The organism is Acinetobacter sp. YH12227 (genome assembly GCF_013417785.1).
In the GTDB taxonomy this organism is placed as follows: Bacteria; Pseudomonadota; Gammaproteobacteria; order Pseudomonadales; family Moraxellaceae; genus Acinetobacter; species Acinetobacter gandensis.
The window spans coordinates 25,686-42,083 of sequence record NZ_VPDH01000004.1 but is presented as its reverse complement, the minus strand read 5'-3'; the positions used below and the strand labels follow the sequence as shown (position 1 = coordinate 42,083).

The window sequence follows — 16,398 nt, the reverse complement described above, 5'->3', positions numbered from 1 at the left end:
GCTGTAATATATGTACAAGTATATGATAATAGGAATGTTTATTATATTTTATGCAAAAAAAATAATGTCAATGCTATAATCCGCAACATTCTGAAATATAAGTTTTAAAGGGTAAGGAAATACAGCGCATGGTGCTTATGAATGTGTCTCGGCTAGTGATGAGCCGGGCAGATGAGGTATTTCCTGCCTTAGAAAAAATTCCCGCGATGCAGCGGCGCCGGCTGTCGCCAATTGCAAAGTTGGCGCTGAATACTGCAATACAGGCGCTGTCAGAACAGCAAGCTGATTATATCGTTTGGGTATCGCAGTATGGTGATGAACATAAAACACTGAAAATATTAGAAGATGTGTTAAACGACCAAACACCCTCACCAACTCAGTTTTCGACTTCGGTGCATAATGCCGTGTCTGGGCTGTATTCAATTTTATGTAAAGAATCAACGCCAGCTACCAGTTTGGCGGGTTCATGGAATGATGGATTAACAGAAGCATATGCATGGCTAAAAACTGCACAGTTTAGTGGTCGCGTGTTGGTGGTGTATTATGATGAACCGCTACCAGATATTTATGCTGAGCATCAGCCTTTTGTTGCTTTCGCGATGGCGGCAATGGTGACATTAAAGCCTGAAAATTTATGTTTAAAGCTTGAGCACATGACACAAGATGCTTTTTATTTTCAGCAAGCATTACAATTTTATCATTTCTGGCAAGATGAGCGCCAAACTGAAAGCGCTGCGTGGACCAAATGCTAAATTTAAAAAGTATTAAGCAAAAAGCCAATTATGTTTGGCGTGTAGGCGCAACGGGCTTCAGTTTTGCCAGTTTTGGCGCAGGCGGCGCTGCCATAGGCGGTCTGGTTGCACCTTTGGTGAAGCTCAGTACGCAAGATGAGGCGCTGCGTATACAGCGCACGCAAAAAGTCATTAAGCACAGCTTTAAAGGCTTTACCGAAATGATGGTTAAGCTGGGCATTATGACCTATGAAGTTGAAGGGCTGGAAAAGCTGCAGCACAGCCAGCAGGAGCTGGTGATTGCCAACCATCCGACACTGATTGACGTTGTGGTTTTAATTGGTTTAATGGAACAGGCAAATTGCGTGGTCAAACAGGCGCTGTGGTCTAACCCATTTACCAAAGGTCCTGTGCAGAGTGCGGGGTATATTCTAAATGCAGGTTCAGAACAATTTATTCAGGATTGCGTGAACAAACTGCAGCAGGATAAAGCGGCATCGTTACTGATTTTTCCAGAAGGGACACGGACTGAAAAAGACACGCTGCTGAATGACTTTCAGCGCGGCGCTGCCAATATTGCCTTGCGCGCAGGTGTACCAATTCGGCCAGTACTGATTACATGTACACCTTCGACCCTGACCAAAAATGAAAAGTGGTATCACATCCCAGAACAGCCTTTTCATATTCACGTGAAAGTTTTGGATGCGATCCAAGTGGAAGACGTATTGGATGATGTTAGTGTCAATCCCAAAAATGTACGTCAATTAAATCAACAATTACAGCGGTTTTTTAACCAAGAGTTATCCTTAAATGAACAATCTTGCTGATGAATTGAAGCAAATGATTATTGATGTGCTTGCCCTAGAAGACATCACCATTGCAGACATTGAAACAGAAGCGCCGTTATTTGGCGACGGTCTGGGTTTGGATTCAATTGATGCATTGGAGCTGGGCTTGGCATTGAAAAAGCGTTACGGTATTCATTTAAATGCAGAGTCTGCAGAAACCAAAGAACACTTTAAATCAATTCAAAGCTTGGTGGCTTTGGTTGAAGCTCAGAAAACAGCATAAGAGGTTGCTATGCTTGCACAAGAAACCGTTTTAGAAAAATTGCGCGAATGGATGGACGAATTGTTCGAAATCGCGCCTGAAGATGTACAGCTTGAGTCCAATCTAGCAACAGATTTGGATGTAGACAGTATCGATGCGATTGATTTGGTCGTAAAGATTAAAGAATTAACCGGTAAGCAAGTGAATCCGGAAGATTTTAAAAACGTCCGCACCGTACAGGACGTTGTAGTCGTCATTCAGAATATGTCAGCTGAATGAATGCAGTTTTTAAAGGGATAGCAGTAATCGGATTGATTCTCTATCCTTTTTTTGTCGGCTATGGTTTGGCAAAAGGCCACTATGCATGGGTAAGTGTGCTGTTGATTGCACTGGGCATGATGCGCATGTTCAGCAAGGGCAATGCTTTGCTGTGGCCTTTGACGGGCTTTGCTATACTCTGCGGTGGACTAAGCCTGATACTCAAAGATCATGCTTGGCTAAAACTGTACCCAGTCTGCATGAATGTGGGTGCTTTGATTATTTTCGGTATGACCTTAATCAAACCGCCATCTATGATTGAGCGCTTTGCGCGGTTGGCAGAGCCAGACTTACCGCCAGAAGGTGTGCATTGGACACGTCAAGTCACCAAAGTGTGGTGCGTTTTTTTTGCGGTTAATGCGCTGATTGCATTATGGACGGTGTATTTTGCGCCAATGAAGATTTGGGTGCTGTATAACGGTTTTATTTCCTATGTGTTGATGGGTATTTTATTGCTCGGAGAGTACCTGCTGCGTAAACGTCAGCAGCGATTGCATCAGGCGCAAAAATAGCGTCATTTTCATTTTTTTAATTTAGAAAATAATCACGGTTTAGAAACAACATTTATGTCTTGTCATTTTCAGCACCATCAGCATTCATCCCGAACTTTATGTATTCAGTCCGATCTGCGTGAAATTTCATTTCAGGACTTTTGGCAGGATGTTGCATTGCAGGCAACTCAGATCCGCATGTCATCTGAAGCTGTCTGGGCGCTGTGGGAACAAGATAGCTATGAATTTTTGGTGCTGCTATTTGCAGCCTTGCAGGCAAAAAAACAGGTCTTGCTGCCACCAAACCGTGTCAGTGATTTAGAAAAAGAATTGGCTGCCGAGCAGATCTATTTTCTAAAACGCAGTGAAATCTCAGATAAAAAACATCAAGAAATTTTTCAATTTGATGATGCCTTTTTAAATCACGCGCAGGTGTATTTTTATACCTCAGGCTCTACAGGCCAACCGAAAAAAATTCCTCGTACCTTACAGCAATTGTTTAATGAAGTTTGCGGCCTAGATGCCAGCTTTGCTTTGCCCGAACAGGCCGTCGCAATTGCAACAGTCAGTCATCAGCATATATATGGCTTATTGTTTAAACTGCTGTGGCCTTTGGCGAGCGGGCGAAGTTTTTATCAAAAGCAATTGGCTTTTCCTGAAGATGTGGCCGATATTCAAAAGAAAATCGCGCATTTACAGCTGCCAAACTATGTAATTTCCAGCCCAGCCTTGCTCAAGCGCTGGACCAAGGATGTACTGCTGCAAGACTGTATTACGGTATATTCTTCTGGCGGCAAGCTGGATGCGGGTGTCCGCCCATATCTGAACAGTCCCATTACAGAAGTATTTGGCAGTTCTGAAACAGGCGGAATTGCGCACCGTCAGCAGGATGATGCCTTATGGACTCCCTTTGCTAATGTCGATATTCAGGCTCAGGAACAGCAAGAATTGGCGGTCAAAACCAATCATGCATTTAGCACAGACTGGATTTTGACGGGTGATAAAGTCGAACTGATAGAAACGACGAACTCTAAGAGCCCATTTCGTTTGCTGGGCCGTTTAGACCGAATTGTGAAACTGGAAGAAAAGCGTTTAAGCCTCGATGCAATTGAACTTAAAATTGCGGATTTAGCGGCTGTAGAGCAATGTCACGTTTTGGTGTATGAAAAAGAGCACCGTCAAATTTTAGCCACGGTGGCTGTGCTGACGGATGAAGCGCGTCAGCATGTGCAGGAAATGGGCAAAGCGGCATTCGTAGCGCAGCTGAAAAAACAATTAAGTGAAAAGCTGGAAAGTATTGCCATTCCGCGGCAATGGCGCTTCTTGTCCCTGATGCCGCAAAATGCGCAATCTAAACTCAATAAGCAGTATTTAAAGTCTTTGTTTCAGCCGATGCAGCTGCCTGTGGTTTTGACACAGCAGATACATGATGAGCAGCTTAATTTAGCGCTGGAATTCAGTCCTGAGTTAGAATGTTTTAAGGGACATTTCCCGAATTTTTCAATTTACCCAGGCGTTGGTCAAATTGGCTTCATTCAGCATTTTGCAAAGCAGCATTGGGCAGATTTGCAATGGTGTAATGGTTTTGAGCAGTTAAAATTTCAGGACTTAATTCGTCCTTATCAATGTGTGGATTTATCCTTAGTGCGAAAGGCGCACAAAGTCAGTTTTGAGCTGAAACAACAAGATAAAACATTGGCTTCTGGGCGGCTGCTGTTTGCTGTTTCAGCGGCAAAAGAATAGGCCGAGGATATAAGAATGCAGCATTGCTTTGTAATTCCAGTTTATAACCATCCGCATTATTTGGCGGCCTTAACTGCACATCTAAACGTTTTTCAGCTGCCTATTATTATGGTGAATGATGGCAGTGATGCTGAATGTACAGCGGTGCTGCGGTCATTGGCTGCAGACAACCCTTTACTGGATTTGGTTGAGCATGAAGTCAATCAAGGCAAAGGCGGGGCAGTCATGACGGGGCTGCAGCATGCATATAAGCAGGGTTATAGTCACGCCTTGCAATTAGACTCGGATGGTCAGCACGACTGGAATGATATTCAGCACTTTTTAGATGTCTCGACGCAGCATCCAGAAGCGATGGTCATTGGTCAGCCTGTATTTGATGCGACTGTTCCGAAAAAACGCTTATATGGTCGTTATGCAACACATATTTGGGTTTGGATAAACAGCCTATCTTTTGAAATTAAAGATAGTATGTGCGGTTTTCGAGTTTATCCCTTGGCGCAGACAGTGAAAATATTGAATAGTGCTAAATTTCAGCCGCGTATGGGCTTTGACTCAGAAATTTTGGTGCGCTTGAAATGGGAAAATGTACATTTTGTGAATGTGCCTACTCGGGTCATCTATCCTGAAGACGGTATTTCGCATTTTAATGTCTGGCGAGATAATTTAGGGATGGCTCGCGCGCATAGCCGTTTATTGGGCGGCATGCTGCTGCGCTTACCCAAATTGCTGTATTACAAAGTGAAAGGCTAAGCGTGTCAGAGCAAAAAAAGACAGAAAAAAGCACTCCCAAATGGAGCAGCATCAAAGAGCGTGGCGGCATGTTACCACTGATGCTGATGCTGGGCTTTTACCGCTTGGGCGGACGCTGGCTGTGCAGATTGGTGCTGTATTTTGTGATCTTGTGGTATTGGCTATTTTCAAACACAGCACGCCAAGCTTCTTTACTGTATTTAAAAAAGCTGCATCATTTTGCAGGCAGTCAATCACCTTTTGCATCTGATCCGCATATGGGGCAGACCTATACGCATTTAATGCAGTTTGGCGAATGCATCTTAGACAAAATTGAAGGCTGGTTGGGCAATGTGGCTGAGCAGGAACTGCAATTGCATGGGCATGAACATTTCCGTGCGCATTACCAAAAAGGCGCAGTGATTGTTGTTTCACATTTTGGCAATATTGAGCTGCTGCGTGCGGTGAAGTCTGAACATACGCAAAAAATTAATGTGCTGGTCTATCAAAAGCATGCGACAAAATTTAATGAATTTTTAAAGAAGCTGAATGAGCATGCCGATGTGAATTTGGTTTCGGTAGATGAATTGGGTATAGAAACCGCATTGATTTTACAAGATAAGCTGGATCAAGGCGAGTGGGTGATTGTGGCTGCAGACCGTGTGCCTGTGCAGTCTGGCCGTGTTCAGCCTGTTGAGTTTTTAGGTGAGCAGGCGCTGTGGCCGCAAGGCGCGTGGATTTTGGCAAGTTTATTGAAAGCACCTGTATTGGCGGTGTTTTGCTATCGGGTGCAAGCACATTTTGAAGTGCATATTCATAAAGTAGCAGATCAGCTGAACTGGCCACGTAAAGAGCGCATGCAAGCTATGCAGCAGACCACACGGCAATATGTGCAGCTGCTGGAACAGCATTGCATGCGTGCGCCGTATCAATGGTTTAATTTTTATAATTTTTGGAATAAAGGATAAGTCTTGTGTTAACGATTGGGGAATTCGCTCTCAGCATTGAAGATATTGTGGCTGTTGCGCGTAAAGAACATCAAGTAGCACTGCCTGCTTCAGATGAGTGGAATGCATTGATTCAGCGCGGCGCAGATTTTCTCGATCAGTTATTGCAGGATGAAGGTGTTATTTATGGCGTAACCACAGGCTATGGCGATTCTTGCCTTGTGGAAATTCCACCGCATCAAGTGAATGAACTGCCTTTGCATTTGTCTCGCTTTCATGGATGTGGCATGGGCCAAAATTTGGATTTAATCACGGCACGCGCAGTGGTTGCAGTCCGTTTATGTTCGCTGGCACGTGGCTATTCAGGTGTATCGCACGCCTTGCTGCAGCGTCTGGCGTGGATGCTGAATGAAGATGTGATTCCAGTTATTCCATCTGAAGGCTCTGTCGGCGCAAGCGGTGATTTAACGCCATTGTCTTATATTGCGGGTGCGCTGGTAGGTGAGCGTGATGTGTATTACCAAGGCAAGATTGTACCCATTGCAGAGATCTATGCCGAAAAAGGCATGCAGCCTTTGGTGATGCGTCCCAAAGAAGGTTTGGCCTTGATGAATGGTACAGCTGTGATGACCGCCATTGCTTGCCTGAACTATAAAAAAGCAGAACAGATTGCTTTGGCCAGCACCATGGTGACAGCATTGAATGTCTTGGCGCTGGAAGGTAATCCGAGCCATTTTGATGAAGTACTGTTTGCGCAAAAGCCGCATCCTGGTCAGCAGCAGATTGCCGCGCAATTACGTGTATGGCTGAACAGCCAAGTGCAAACCGAGCACCAAAGTTCACGCCTGCAGGACCGCTATTCATTACGCTGTGCGCCTCATATTATTGGTGTGTTTGAAGACTCAAAAGTGTGGCTGCGCCAGTTTATTGAAAATGAGCTGAATTCCAGCAGTGACAATCCATTGATTGATCCGGTGAATTTGCGTGTACTGCATGGTGGACATTTCTATGGCGGTCATATTGCACAGGCTATGGACAGTTTAAAAATCATGATTGCCAATATTGCAGACTTGATGGACCGTCAGCTTGCGCAATTGGTCGATTACAAAATGAATAACGGCCTGCCACGCAACTTGACGGGTTCAAGCCCAGAACGCCTGCCGCTGAATCATGGTTTTAAAGCCGTGCAAATTGGGGTGTCGGCATGGACAGCAGAAGCGCTGAAACAGACTTTGTCGGCATCCATTTTTTCTCGTTCAACTGAATGTCATAATCAGGACAAAGTCAGCATGGGAACCATTGCAGCGCGTGATGCAAGCCGTGTGATTACGCTGACTGAACAAGTGATGGCGGCATTGAGCTGTGCTGCGGTTCAGGCGGTGAAATTGAAAGGCTTAGATACAGAACTCAGTCCAGTATTAACAGCATTTCAACAGTGGGTGCTTCACAGCTTCAACTATGTAGAGGAAGATCGCCCTTTACAGAACGAGCTGCAGGCGTTGGTCAACCGTTTTGAAGATTTAGAACTTTTGAACAGCATTGCTGTATAAGCCAAGGATAAAGCGATGCATGCAGATGTGATTATTGATGTGCCTTTTCATGATGTAGACACCATGAATGTGGTTTGGCATGGGCATTATTTAAAATATTTTGAAATTGCCCGCTGCAAGCTGCTGGATCAGTTTCATTATAACTATACGCAAATGCGTGATTCAGGCTACGCATGGCCAGTGATTGAAAGCCATGTGCGCTATGTGCAGGGCATCGAATTTGAACAAAAAATCCGTGTACGCGCAATTTTAAAAGAATGGGAAAACCGTCTGAAAATTGAGTATCAGATTTTTGACGCAGTTTCGGGCAGACGACTGACCAAAGGTTATACCACGCAAGTGGCAGTGCAGATTGCAACACGTGAAATGTGTTACCAGTCGCCTCAAATTTTATTGGACTGTTTAAATGCATGGTCTGAATTTAAAGCGGAGTAGTAGGATGAATATTCGATCTCCTATTTTTAAAGCAGCATTGCCGCTGTGTTTGATTACAGCTTCTGCTGTGATGACATCTGCAGGTCATGCGCAGAATACTGAATTGAAGCAGGTATTTTCGCAATTGGCGGCTACACCAATGGTACGCGCCAATTTTGAACAACAGAAAAAATTGGCTTCGCTGAATAAAACCTATGTCTCGAAAGGCGAAGTGCTGTTCAGTAAAAATCAGGGCGTACTTTGGCAAATTCAAAGCCCAGTGAAAGCAGATTTGATCGTGACACCGCGTAAGCTGGTGCAAAAAACACAGCGCACTTCAAGTCAAATTGCAGTTGATAAAACGCCTTATGGTTCTGTTGCGACCATGTTTTTACAGCTGATGTCTGGTAACGAAACTGCACTGGCAAAAAACTTTAATGTGGTTTCAGCCAATTACAGTCCTGCACAGTGGAATGTGGTGCTGACGCCAAAGAGCAGTTTATTTAAAAAACTGTTTGTCCGTGTTGATGCTCAAGGTCAGCGTTATGTGAACCGCATTGTGATTCAGGAACAGGCCAATAACAGTACGGTCATCCGTTTTAGTCAGCAAAGCGCTCAACCTCAAACTTTAACGGCTGCGGAAAATGCGCTTTTCCAATTGGCAAAATAAATTTACCGCCATTTGGCTGGTCATACTCTGTGTCATTGCAGTCGTTTTAGCTACGGCATGGCTGAACAATGGCATTAAAATTCAGACCAATATTTTTGCCTTGCTGCCAGAAACACATCAAGATGCGAATCTGGAGCGTGCGCAGAACTATGTCAGCAATCAGCTGAATGACAAAGTCTTTGTGGTGCTGGATGCTCAAAATGATCAGCAGCTGGATCAAGCCACAACATTACTGAAAACACAGGCTAATCAAAGCCAGCTATTTCAGCCTGTACGCCCTCAGCTAGACTATGACAAATTTGCCAAACTGCTGTATCAGCACAAGGCAGGGCTGTTAACCCAGAGCGACCGTGAACTGCTGCAGCACAAAGATTATGTGGCATTAGCAGAGCAGGGCTTATTGCAATTGATGAGTCCGGGCATGCCGGTCACGGCAGAAATGCTGCAAAGTGATCCGCTGTTGCTGTTTCCACGTTATGCAATGGGGCTCAGCGCGTTACAGAACAATTCGGATATTAGCCTAGAACAAGGCTTTGCCACCAAGCGCGATGAGCAGGGCATTTCTAGATTGGTGGTATTGCAGCTCAAGAACAGTCCTTACAGCATTGCCTATCAAGAGCAGACCGATGCTTTTATTCAGCAGATCAATCAACAGCTGAGTCAATTGCAGGTCACACCGCATTGGACAGGAACACTGCTGTTTGCGCAATTTGGTACAAACTCTGCGAAAGAAGAAATTTCGACGATTGGTGTCGGTTCAACCATCGGTATTCTGCTATTGGTATGGTTTGGCTTCCGTTCTATCCGCCCCATGCTGACCGAAATAGTTGCTGTGGGCACAGGAAGCTTGGTTGCTTTTGCTGTGACTTACAGTATTTTTGGCGAAATTCATTTAATGACTTTGGTCTTTGGCGCCAGTTTGATTGGCGTCTGTGTGGATTTTTCATTTTACTTTATGGCCATGCAGTCGCAGCATCGTAAAATTGATGGCTTTGCCGTTTTAAAGCCATTATTGCCAAGCCTATTTGTAGGTCTGATGACAACGCTGCTGGCTTATGTGGTGCTGAGTTTTACGCCATTTCCGGGCTTTAAGCAGATCGCAGTGTTCTCTATGGTCGGACTGACTGCGGCATGGATTACCAGTATTTTACTGCTGCCACGCTTGCCTGCTTTAAATGCCGAGCCTGCAATTCGCATGCTGAGTTTTATTGGTCATGCGCGCAACTACATTCAAGCGCGCAATCGCTTACGCTATGTCTTGATGGCGCTGATTGTTGCAGTGACTGGCAGCAGCTTACTGTTCTTAAAAAGCAATGATGACATCCGTAATTTGCAAAGTATGGATCAACGCTTAAAACAGGAAGATCAGTACGTACGTGAACGTTTTATGCAGCAGCAGGGCAGTGATTATTTTGTAGTGCGAGGTCAAACACCTGCAGAATTAGAACGCAATGAACAGCACTTATTGGATCAGCTATCTGTATTGCAGCAGGCTGGGAAATTAGATGCGGTACAGGCGCTGGGTCAGTGGGTGCCGCCTCTGGTGCAGCAAAAGCAGAATGTGGCTATGCTTCAGGCCATTCCTGAGCAGGCCTTGCGTGATTATGCGCAGGTGCTGCAGCTGAATGAATCTGACGTTCTGAATTGGCAGGCAAACTTGAAGCATCAGCCGCTGCTGAGTGATGCTGTGCTTCAAGATCATCCGCTGCATTTTTTACAGATGAGTTCTACCCAGCGTTTAGTCATGCTGCAAAATGTACAAGATGTGGCCGCTTTTCAAAAATTAAGCAATCACAATGTGCAACTGCTGCGGCCAGTTAATCAGCTGTCTGAGCTATTTCAGCAGCATCGTATACAAGCGCAGTGGCTGCTGCTGAGCGCTTTGGCAATTTTAGCCATTGGCTTAGGCCTGCTATATGGGAAAAAATCCATCTTGCCGCTGGTGCTGCCGGTGACCATGGCGCTGATGACGACCTTTGCCATACAAGCTTGGTTAGGCGTAGAAATTAATCTGTTCAGCATTATGGGTACCTTCCTGATTATCGGCATTGGCGTGGACTATGCGATTTTCTACCGTCATGGGCACGACCATCCGCAAGTGGTCGGCATGGCGCTGTTTCTCTGTATGATGTCGACTTTCTTTGGATTTGGACTTTTGTCCTTTAGCCATACCTATGCCATTCACAGCTTTGGCTTGACGGTACTGCTGGGGGTCATTTTTTCATTTATTTATGCAACATTGTTTACATCTTCCGATGCAGAACATGTTGTGGTTCAGCAATATCAGCCAAAGAGCTGAGTAAAAAGGTAATAGTGCAATGAGCACACTACAGCACACAGATGTCTTAATTATTGGCGCGGGGCCTTCGGGCAGTTCGGCAGCAGCCTTGCTGCGTCAAAAAGGCTATCAAGTGACGGTGATCGAAAAACAATATTTTCCGCGCTTTTCAATTGGGGAATCTCTACTGCCGCAGTCTATGGTGTTTCTAGAGGAAGCTGGTTTGCTGGAGACGGTGCGTGAGCATGTCGAAGAATATGCATTTCAATTTAAAAACGGCGCCGCTTTCTTAAAAGGCCCGCAGTGCAGTTTCTACGATTTTACTCAAAAATTTAGTGAAGGCCCGGGCACTACTTGGCAAGTGCGCCGTGCCAATTTTGACCATCTGCTGGCGCAGCAAGCTGGCAAAATGGGTGCAGACATCCGCTTTGGTCATGAAGTGACCGCTGTCGATGTAGACAGCGCTCATCCTATTTTAACGGTTAAAGATGAACAAGGTCAGCCTTATCAAATTCAAGGCAAGTTCCTGCTGGATGCCAGCGGCTTTGGCCGAATTTTGCCTAAATTTTTAGATTTAGAAAGCCCGTCAGATTTCCCTGTACGCCGCGCCGTATTTACGCATATTGAAGACGGTATTTTGGATGATCCAGAATTTGACCGTGAAAAAATCTTGATTGCGGTACATGAAAAAGATCATCGTGCATGGTATTGGCTGATTCCTTTTGCTGATGGACGTTCATCTTTTGGTGTGGTTGCAGAACAAGACTTTTTTGAAAAATACGGTTATGACGGCAGTCCAGATTATGATTTAGAAGCATTGCAAAAACGCATTTTGGCGGATGATGTGAGTTTGTCTAAAGTGCTGCGCAATGCGAAACATGATACGCCTGTACGTACATTGGTCGGTTATTCTGCCAATGTTAAACAGCTAGCTTCACATAATTATGCTTTGCTCGGCAATGCGGGCGAGTTTTTAGATCCTGTGTTCTCATCAGGGGTGACCATTGCGCTGAAATCTTCCAGCTTGGCCATTCCTTTGGTTGATCAAGTATTGCAAGGACAGCCTGTGGATTGGATGGCGCAGTATGAAAAACCACTTCGCAAAGGTATTCAAGTGTTCCGCGCCTATGTGGAGTCTTGGTATACAGGCGAATTTCAAGATGTGGTATTTTCAAAGAACCAAGATGAAAAAATCCGCTGTATGATTGCTTCGCTTTTGGCAGGCTATGCGTGGGATGAAACAAACCCGATTTATCACAATGCCAAGCAGCGTTTGAGTACATTGGCGGAATATTGCCGCGAAGCGAAAATGCGGGAAACTATGACAGATGGCACTTAATGTAAATGCTAAAATCACTGCTTTAGTTTTGGCTGGTGCTGTCTTGTGCAGCGGCTGTCAAAGCTTGGCGCCTAAAATTCTGCCTAAGGCGCAAGGCTTATCTACGCCGCAATGGACAGCGCAAAGCTATCAGCGCCAAGATCAAATTGAAGTGCAATGGAAAGAACATGGCTTCAGTTTTTTACTGTATCAGCAGCAAAGCGGTCAGCAATTGGACATGCTGGCGCTGAGCTTGACTGGGCAGCAGCTGTTTAAACTGAGTTTTGATGGACAGCAGGTTCGGGTGGAGCAGCGTATTGATGCCATGAAATACTTGCCATTTGACTATGTCGTGCGGGATATTTTGTACGCAACCTATCCACAGTTTATGTCATTACATGCAGGGCAAACCGCTGTGACGCAAAAAGATGGTGTGGTATATATCAATCAGCAGCCCGTGTTAAACATTCAGCCGCTAGAGGGAGCAGTTGAACTGAATAACCTGCAAGTACCGTATCAAATGGTAATCAGCGCGGTGAGCAATACTTTGGAAGATGATCGAGGCGAGAGTGACCAATAACAATATCATGCGCCATTCTGCTGTGGGGATACAGTTCAGCGCGGCTTTGTCTGCTTTGGGGGAAAATGCCAGTGAATTGAAAAATGCACTGTGCACAGCAGACAATACATTAACGCAGCGTCAAGATTTAATCGCAGAGCGCACGGTTTGGGTGGGGGCTTCTGCTGCATCCTTAGTGCAAAACATACCTGAATATTTACAGTCTGCAGATTCGCGTAATTTACGATTTGCTTTAACGGCTTTGCGGCAAATAGAGGCAGATATTCGCGCCTATACCGCGCAATTTGCAAAGCAGCGCCTTGCGGTTATTGTCGGGACATCTACGTCAGGTATTGTTGATAATGAGCCAGTATTAAAGGCACATTTCCAGCAGTGTTCTGCGGAGCCGATTAGCCATCAGAAACAGGAAATGGGCTGCATAGCCAAATCATTGCAGCAGTATTTGGGCTGGAATGGCCCTGCATATACCATTTCTACGGCATGCTCTTCGGCAGCCAAAGCTATGGCAGCAGGGCAGCGCCTGCTGAATGCAGATCTGGCAGATGCTGTATTGGTGGGCGGTGTAGATACATTGTGCAAGTTAACTTTAAATGGCTTTGATAGCCTAGAAAGCCTGTCCAGCAGTATTTGTCAGCCTTGCGGTGCACAGCGTGACGGTATCAATATTGGTGAAGCAGCGGCATTATTTTTATTGTCTAAAGACTTGGCTCCAGTGATGTTGCTGTCTAGCGGTGAATCGATGGATGCATGGCATATTTCTGCGCCGCATCCAGAAGGGCAAGGTGCGGCAGAAGCGATGCAAAAAGCCTTGAATAGTGCAGGCCTGAAAGCCAGTGAAATTAGTTATTTAAATTTGCACGGCACATCCACTCCGCAAAATGACGCCATGGAAATTAAAGCGGTGCAGACCGTTTTTAACGATTATCCAGTTGCACTGAGCAGCACCAAACACAAAACGGGTCACTGCTTAGGTGCAGCAGGTGCAATTGAAGCCTTTATCTGTCAGCAGGTTTTGCTGGATCAGTCGTGGCTGCCTTTGCATCATACGGCTGAACTAGACCCTGCTTTGGCCCAGCAGAATTATGTTTTGGATAACCATGCAGTGCAGCCGATGCATTATGTAATGAGCAACTCCTTTGCCTTTGGCGGCAGCAATATCAGTTTAATTTTAGGAACCGTTTTGCCATGATGGATGCCGTACAGTTTATTCCGCATGAACAACCAATGGTTTTTGTTGATCATTTGATTGAAGCCAATGACAGCTATGCCATTGCAGAATTGCAGATTCGACCTGAGTTGATGTTTTGCGAAGCAGAAGGTTTGCCGACATGGAGCGGCATTGAATTAATGGCGCAAACCATCAGTGCCTATGCGGGGCATAAAGGGCAAACGAAAGGCTTGCCGCCTAAAGTCGGCTTTTTATTGGGTACGCGTAAAATGCAGTTGCCATGTCCATATTTCGCTTTGGGCAGCACCGTGCGTATTCGAGTTGAGCAGAGCTATCTGCACGAAGGCCTAGGCCAGTTTAATTGTGAAATTGAATATAAAGAACATCGCTTTAGCGCCATGCTGAGTGTATTTGAACCAGAAAATATGAATGACGCGATTGGGAAATGAACGTGAGCAGAAGAATTTTAGTAACAGGATCCAGCCGCGGTATAGGTAAGGCAATTGCTTTGGAATTGGCAAAAGCAGGTTTTGATATCACAGTGCATGCGCGTTCTCGTCAGCAGGAAGCGGAGCAGGTGGCGCAAGAAATTCAGGCCATGGGACAAAGCAGTCATGTTTTGATGTTTGATGTAAACGACCGTGAAAATATAGCCTCAATTTTAGAACAGGATATGGCCGAGCATGGTGCGTTTTATGGTGCAGTGCTCAATGCGGGCTTAACCCGTGACGGCGCTTTCCCAGCCTTGACTGATGACGATTGGGATGAGGTGGTATCGACCTCACTGAATGGTTTTTACAATGTGCTTAAGCCATTAATGATGCCGATGATTCGCTTAAAACAAGGCGGCCGTATTGTCACTTTATCTTCAGTTTCTGGCGTGATGGGCAACCGTGGACAAGTCAATTACAGCGCTGCCAAAGCAGGCTTAATTGGTGCAACCAAAGCGCTGGCGCTGGAATTAGCAAAACGGAAAATTACCGTAAACTGCGTAGCGCCCGGTTTAATTGAAACCGAAATGGTTACAGATGAAGTTAAAGAACATGCGCTAAAAATGATTCCAATGCAACGTATGGGGCAAGTGGATGAAGTGGCAAAAACGGTTAAGTTTTTATGCAGTGATGACGCCAGCTATATTACCCGCCAAGTGATTTCGGTAAATGGAGGACTGATTTGATGAAACGTGTAGTCGTTACAGGTATGTCAGGCATCACTTCATTGGGTGAGACCGCAGATCAAATTTTTGAACAATTTACAGCAGGCAAAAGCGGTATCCGCTACATGCAAGATTGGGAAAAACACTCCGATTTGCGTAGCAAGCTGGGTGGTCCTGTAGAAAAGTTTACCGTACCCAAGCACTTTAACCGCAAGGTGACTCGCGGCATGGGCCGTGTGGCATTAATGTCTGTGGTCTGCGCAGAAAAAGCGTTGGAAGATGCAGGCCTACTCAATCATGAAATTCTGCAAAGCGGTGAAGCGGGTGTGGCTTTTGGTTCATCTGCCGGCAGTGTCGATGCGATTCGAGAGTTTGGTGCCATGCTGCTAGATAACAATATGGGTCAATTAAATGCAACGACTTATATTCGTATGATGTCACATACCAGTGCAGTTAATATGACCGTGTATTTTGGTTTGAAAGGGCTGACTTTACCGACATCTAGTGCTTGTACTTCTGGCTCAATGGGAATTGGTCAGGCATACGAAGCGATTAAATACGGGAAGCAAACCGTCATGATTGCGGGTGGTGCAGAAGAACTCAGTGCAGCAGGTTCTGCTGTGTTTGATGTGCTGCTGGCAACCAGTAGTAAAAACGAAAGTCCCGAAAAAACACCGCGTCCTTTTGATGCTGGACGCGATGGCTTGGTCGTGGGCGAGGGTGCAGGCTGTCTGATTTTAGAAGAATATGAACATGCCAAAGCACGCGGCGCGAACATTTATGCAGAAATTATTGGTTATGGAACCAATACCGATGGTCAGCATGTAACACGTCCAGATTCTGAGATGATGGGACGCTGTATGCAACTGGCACTGAAAGATGCACAGCTTACTGCCGCGGATATTGATTATGTCAATGCACATGGCACTTCGACCGATCAGGGTGATATTGCTGAATCACAAGCAACTGCGCGTATATTGGGTAAAAAGCCAATCAGTTCATTAAAAAGCTATTTTGGTCATACTTTAGGTGCATGTGGTGCAATTGAAGCATGGCTCAGTATTGAAATGATGCAACGTAATCAATTCGTGCCAACTTTAAATTTAGATACCATTGACCCTGCGTGTGCGGAATTAGATTATATCTGTGGCAATATTCGCCCGATGTCGGCAAAAATTATTATGACGAATAATTTTGCCTTTGGTGGCATTAATACATCATTAATTTTAAAAAATAATATAGACCATAACTGAAA

Annotated in this window: 18 protein-coding genes; all 18 read left to right on the top strand. The window is 45.2% G+C overall.

Annotation, left to right across the window (positions count from 1 at the left end; translation table 11 throughout):
* The first annotated feature begins 128 nt into the window (after positions 1-128).
* A complete protein-coding gene (locus tag FTV09_RS01510) occupies positions 129-752 on the top strand; it encodes a beta-ketoacyl synthase chain length factor (protein WP_180056420.1) in 624 nt (207 codons plus the stop codon).
* Positions 737-1,558, top strand: coding sequence for a 1-acyl-sn-glycerol-3-phosphate acyltransferase (locus FTV09_RS01505; RefSeq protein ID WP_171263606.1), 822 nt, complete (start codon positions 737-739; stop codon positions 1,556-1,558). Before FTV09_RS01510 ends, FTV09_RS01505 begins: the two co-directional genes overlap by 16 nt.
* Positions 1,542-1,802, top strand: a complete 261-nt coding sequence (locus FTV09_RS01500; RefSeq protein ID WP_086178413.1) for a phosphopantetheine-binding protein — start codon at positions 1,542-1,544, stop codon at positions 1,800-1,802. Before FTV09_RS01505 ends, FTV09_RS01500 begins: the two co-directional genes overlap by 17 nt.
* A gap of 9 nt (positions 1,803-1,811) precedes the next feature.
* Positions 1,812-2,060, top strand: coding sequence for an acyl carrier protein (locus tag FTV09_RS01495; protein WP_086178412.1), 249 nt, complete (start codon positions 1,812-1,814; stop codon positions 2,058-2,060).
* The gene (locus FTV09_RS01490) at positions 2,057-2,611 is read left to right on the top strand and encodes a septation protein IspZ (protein ID WP_180056418.1); all 555 of its coding nucleotides are present in this window, start codon (positions 2,057-2,059) and stop codon (positions 2,609-2,611) included. Before FTV09_RS01495 ends, FTV09_RS01490 begins: the two co-directional genes overlap by 4 nt.
* A gap of 54 nt (positions 2,612-2,665) precedes the next feature.
* Positions 2,666-4,333, top strand: a complete 1,668-nt coding sequence (locus FTV09_RS01485) for an AMP-binding protein (RefSeq protein ID WP_180056416.1) — start codon at positions 2,666-2,668, stop codon at positions 4,331-4,333.
* Between the two features lie 15 nt (positions 4,334-4,348).
* Positions 4,349-5,083, top strand: a complete 735-nt coding sequence (locus tag FTV09_RS01480) for a glycosyltransferase family 2 protein (RefSeq protein WP_180056414.1) — start codon at positions 4,349-4,351, stop codon at positions 5,081-5,083.
* A 68-nt stretch (positions 5,084-5,151) separates the two neighbouring features.
* Positions 5,152-6,030 carry an acyltransferase gene (locus tag FTV09_RS01475; RefSeq protein ID WP_180056475.1) on the top strand — a complete coding sequence of 293 codons (879 nt, stop codon included), beginning with the start codon at positions 5,152-5,154 and terminating at the stop codon, positions 6,028-6,030.
* 5 nt (positions 6,031-6,035) lie between these two features.
* Positions 6,036-7,559, top strand: a complete 1,524-nt coding sequence (hutH, locus tag FTV09_RS01470) for an aromatic amino acid ammonia-lyase (RefSeq protein ID WP_180056412.1) — start codon at positions 6,036-6,038, stop codon at positions 7,557-7,559.
* A gap of 15 nt (positions 7,560-7,574) precedes the next feature.
* Entirely contained in the window at positions 7,575-7,994 is a 420-nt protein-coding gene (locus FTV09_RS01465; RefSeq protein WP_086178407.1) for a thioesterase family protein, read from the top strand.
* 70 nt (positions 7,995-8,064) lie between these two features.
* Positions 8,065-8,643, top strand: coding sequence for an outer membrane lipoprotein carrier protein LolA (locus FTV09_RS01460; RefSeq protein WP_257222756.1), 579 nt, complete (start codon positions 8,065-8,067; stop codon positions 8,641-8,643).
* Positions 8,618-10,942: an MMPL family transporter gene (locus tag FTV09_RS01455; protein ID WP_180056408.1), complete on the top strand. Its 2,325-nt coding sequence runs from the start codon at positions 8,618-8,620 to the stop codon at positions 10,940-10,942. Before FTV09_RS01460 ends, FTV09_RS01455 begins: the two co-directional genes overlap by 26 nt.
* Before the next feature lie 19 nt (positions 10,943-10,961).
* Positions 10,962-12,260: an NAD(P)/FAD-dependent oxidoreductase gene (locus tag FTV09_RS01450; protein ID WP_180056406.1), complete on the top strand. Its 1,299-nt coding sequence runs from the start codon at positions 10,962-10,964 to the stop codon at positions 12,258-12,260.
* On the top strand, positions 12,250-12,819 hold the full coding sequence (locus FTV09_RS01445) for a DUF3261 domain-containing protein (protein WP_180056404.1): 570 nt from the start codon (positions 12,250-12,252) through the stop codon (positions 12,817-12,819). Before FTV09_RS01450 ends, FTV09_RS01445 begins: the two co-directional genes overlap by 11 nt.
* A gap of 7 nt (positions 12,820-12,826) precedes the next feature.
* Positions 12,827-14,008, top strand: a complete 1,182-nt coding sequence (locus FTV09_RS01440) for a beta-ketoacyl-[acyl-carrier-protein] synthase family protein (RefSeq protein ID WP_257222755.1) — start codon at positions 12,827-12,829, stop codon at positions 14,006-14,008.
* Complete coding sequence (locus FTV09_RS01435) at positions 14,005-14,436, top strand: 3-hydroxylacyl-ACP dehydratase (RefSeq protein WP_180056399.1); 432 nt, start codon at positions 14,005-14,007, stop codon at positions 14,434-14,436. Before FTV09_RS01440 ends, FTV09_RS01435 begins: the two co-directional genes overlap by 4 nt.
* Before the next feature lie 2 nt (positions 14,437-14,438).
* Positions 14,439-15,164, top strand: a complete 726-nt coding sequence (locus tag FTV09_RS01430; RefSeq protein ID WP_086178483.1) for a 3-ketoacyl-ACP reductase FabG2 — start codon at positions 14,439-14,441, stop codon at positions 15,162-15,164.
* Positions 15,164-16,396, top strand: a complete 1,233-nt coding sequence (locus FTV09_RS01425; protein WP_180056397.1) for a beta-ketoacyl-ACP synthase — start codon at positions 15,164-15,166, stop codon at positions 16,394-16,396. The genes FTV09_RS01430 and FTV09_RS01425 overlap by 1 nt, the downstream gene beginning before the upstream one ends.
* Positions 16,397-16,398: the final 2 nt, after the last annotated feature.

Excerpts from the sequence above, each read along its gene's own strand:
- FTV09_RS01465 (WP_086178407.1), top strand. The coding sequence starts at position 7,575 with ATGCATGCAGATGTGATTATTGATGTGCCTTTTCATGATGTAGACACC.
- FTV09_RS01440 (WP_257222755.1), top strand. The coding sequence starts at position 12,827 with ATGCGCCATTCTGCTGTGGGGATACAGTTCAGCGCGGCTTTGTCTGCT.
- FTV09_RS01500 (WP_086178413.1), top strand. The coding sequence starts at position 1,542 with ATGAACAATCTTGCTGATGAATTGAAGCAAATGATTATTGATGTGCTT.
- FTV09_RS01490 (WP_180056418.1), top strand. The coding sequence starts at position 2,057 with ATGAATGCAGTTTTTAAAGGGATAGCAGTAATCGGATTGATTCTCTAT.
- FTV09_RS01475 (WP_180056475.1), top strand. The coding sequence starts at position 5,152 with ATGTTACCACTGATGCTGATGCTGGGCTTTTACCGCTTGGGCGGACGC.
- FTV09_RS01425 (WP_180056397.1), top strand. The coding sequence starts at position 15,164 with ATGAAACGTGTAGTCGTTACAGGTATGTCAGGCATCACTTCATTGGGT.
- FTV09_RS01480 (WP_180056414.1), top strand. The coding sequence starts at position 4,349 with ATGCAGCATTGCTTTGTAATTCCAGTTTATAACCATCCGCATTATTTG.
- FTV09_RS01495 (WP_086178412.1), top strand. The coding sequence starts at position 1,812 with ATGCTTGCACAAGAAACCGTTTTAGAAAAATTGCGCGAATGGATGGAC.
- FTV09_RS01485 (WP_180056416.1), top strand. The coding sequence starts at position 2,666 with ATGTCTTGTCATTTTCAGCACCATCAGCATTCATCCCGAACTTTATGT.
- FTV09_RS01460 (WP_257222756.1), top strand. The coding sequence starts at position 8,065 with ATGACATCTGCAGGTCATGCGCAGAATACTGAATTGAAGCAGGTATTT.
- FTV09_RS01455 (WP_180056408.1), top strand. The coding sequence starts at position 8,618 with ATGCGCTTTTCCAATTGGCAAAATAAATTTACCGCCATTTGGCTGGTC.
- FTV09_RS01450 (WP_180056406.1), top strand. The coding sequence starts at position 10,962 with ATGAGCACACTACAGCACACAGATGTCTTAATTATTGGCGCGGGGCCT.
- FTV09_RS01510 (WP_180056420.1), top strand. The coding sequence starts at position 129 with ATGGTGCTTATGAATGTGTCTCGGCTAGTGATGAGCCGGGCAGATGAG.
- FTV09_RS01445 (WP_180056404.1), top strand. The coding sequence starts at position 12,250 with ATGGCACTTAATGTAAATGCTAAAATCACTGCTTTAGTTTTGGCTGGT.
- FTV09_RS01435 (WP_180056399.1), top strand. The coding sequence starts at position 14,005 with ATGATGGATGCCGTACAGTTTATTCCGCATGAACAACCAATGGTTTTT.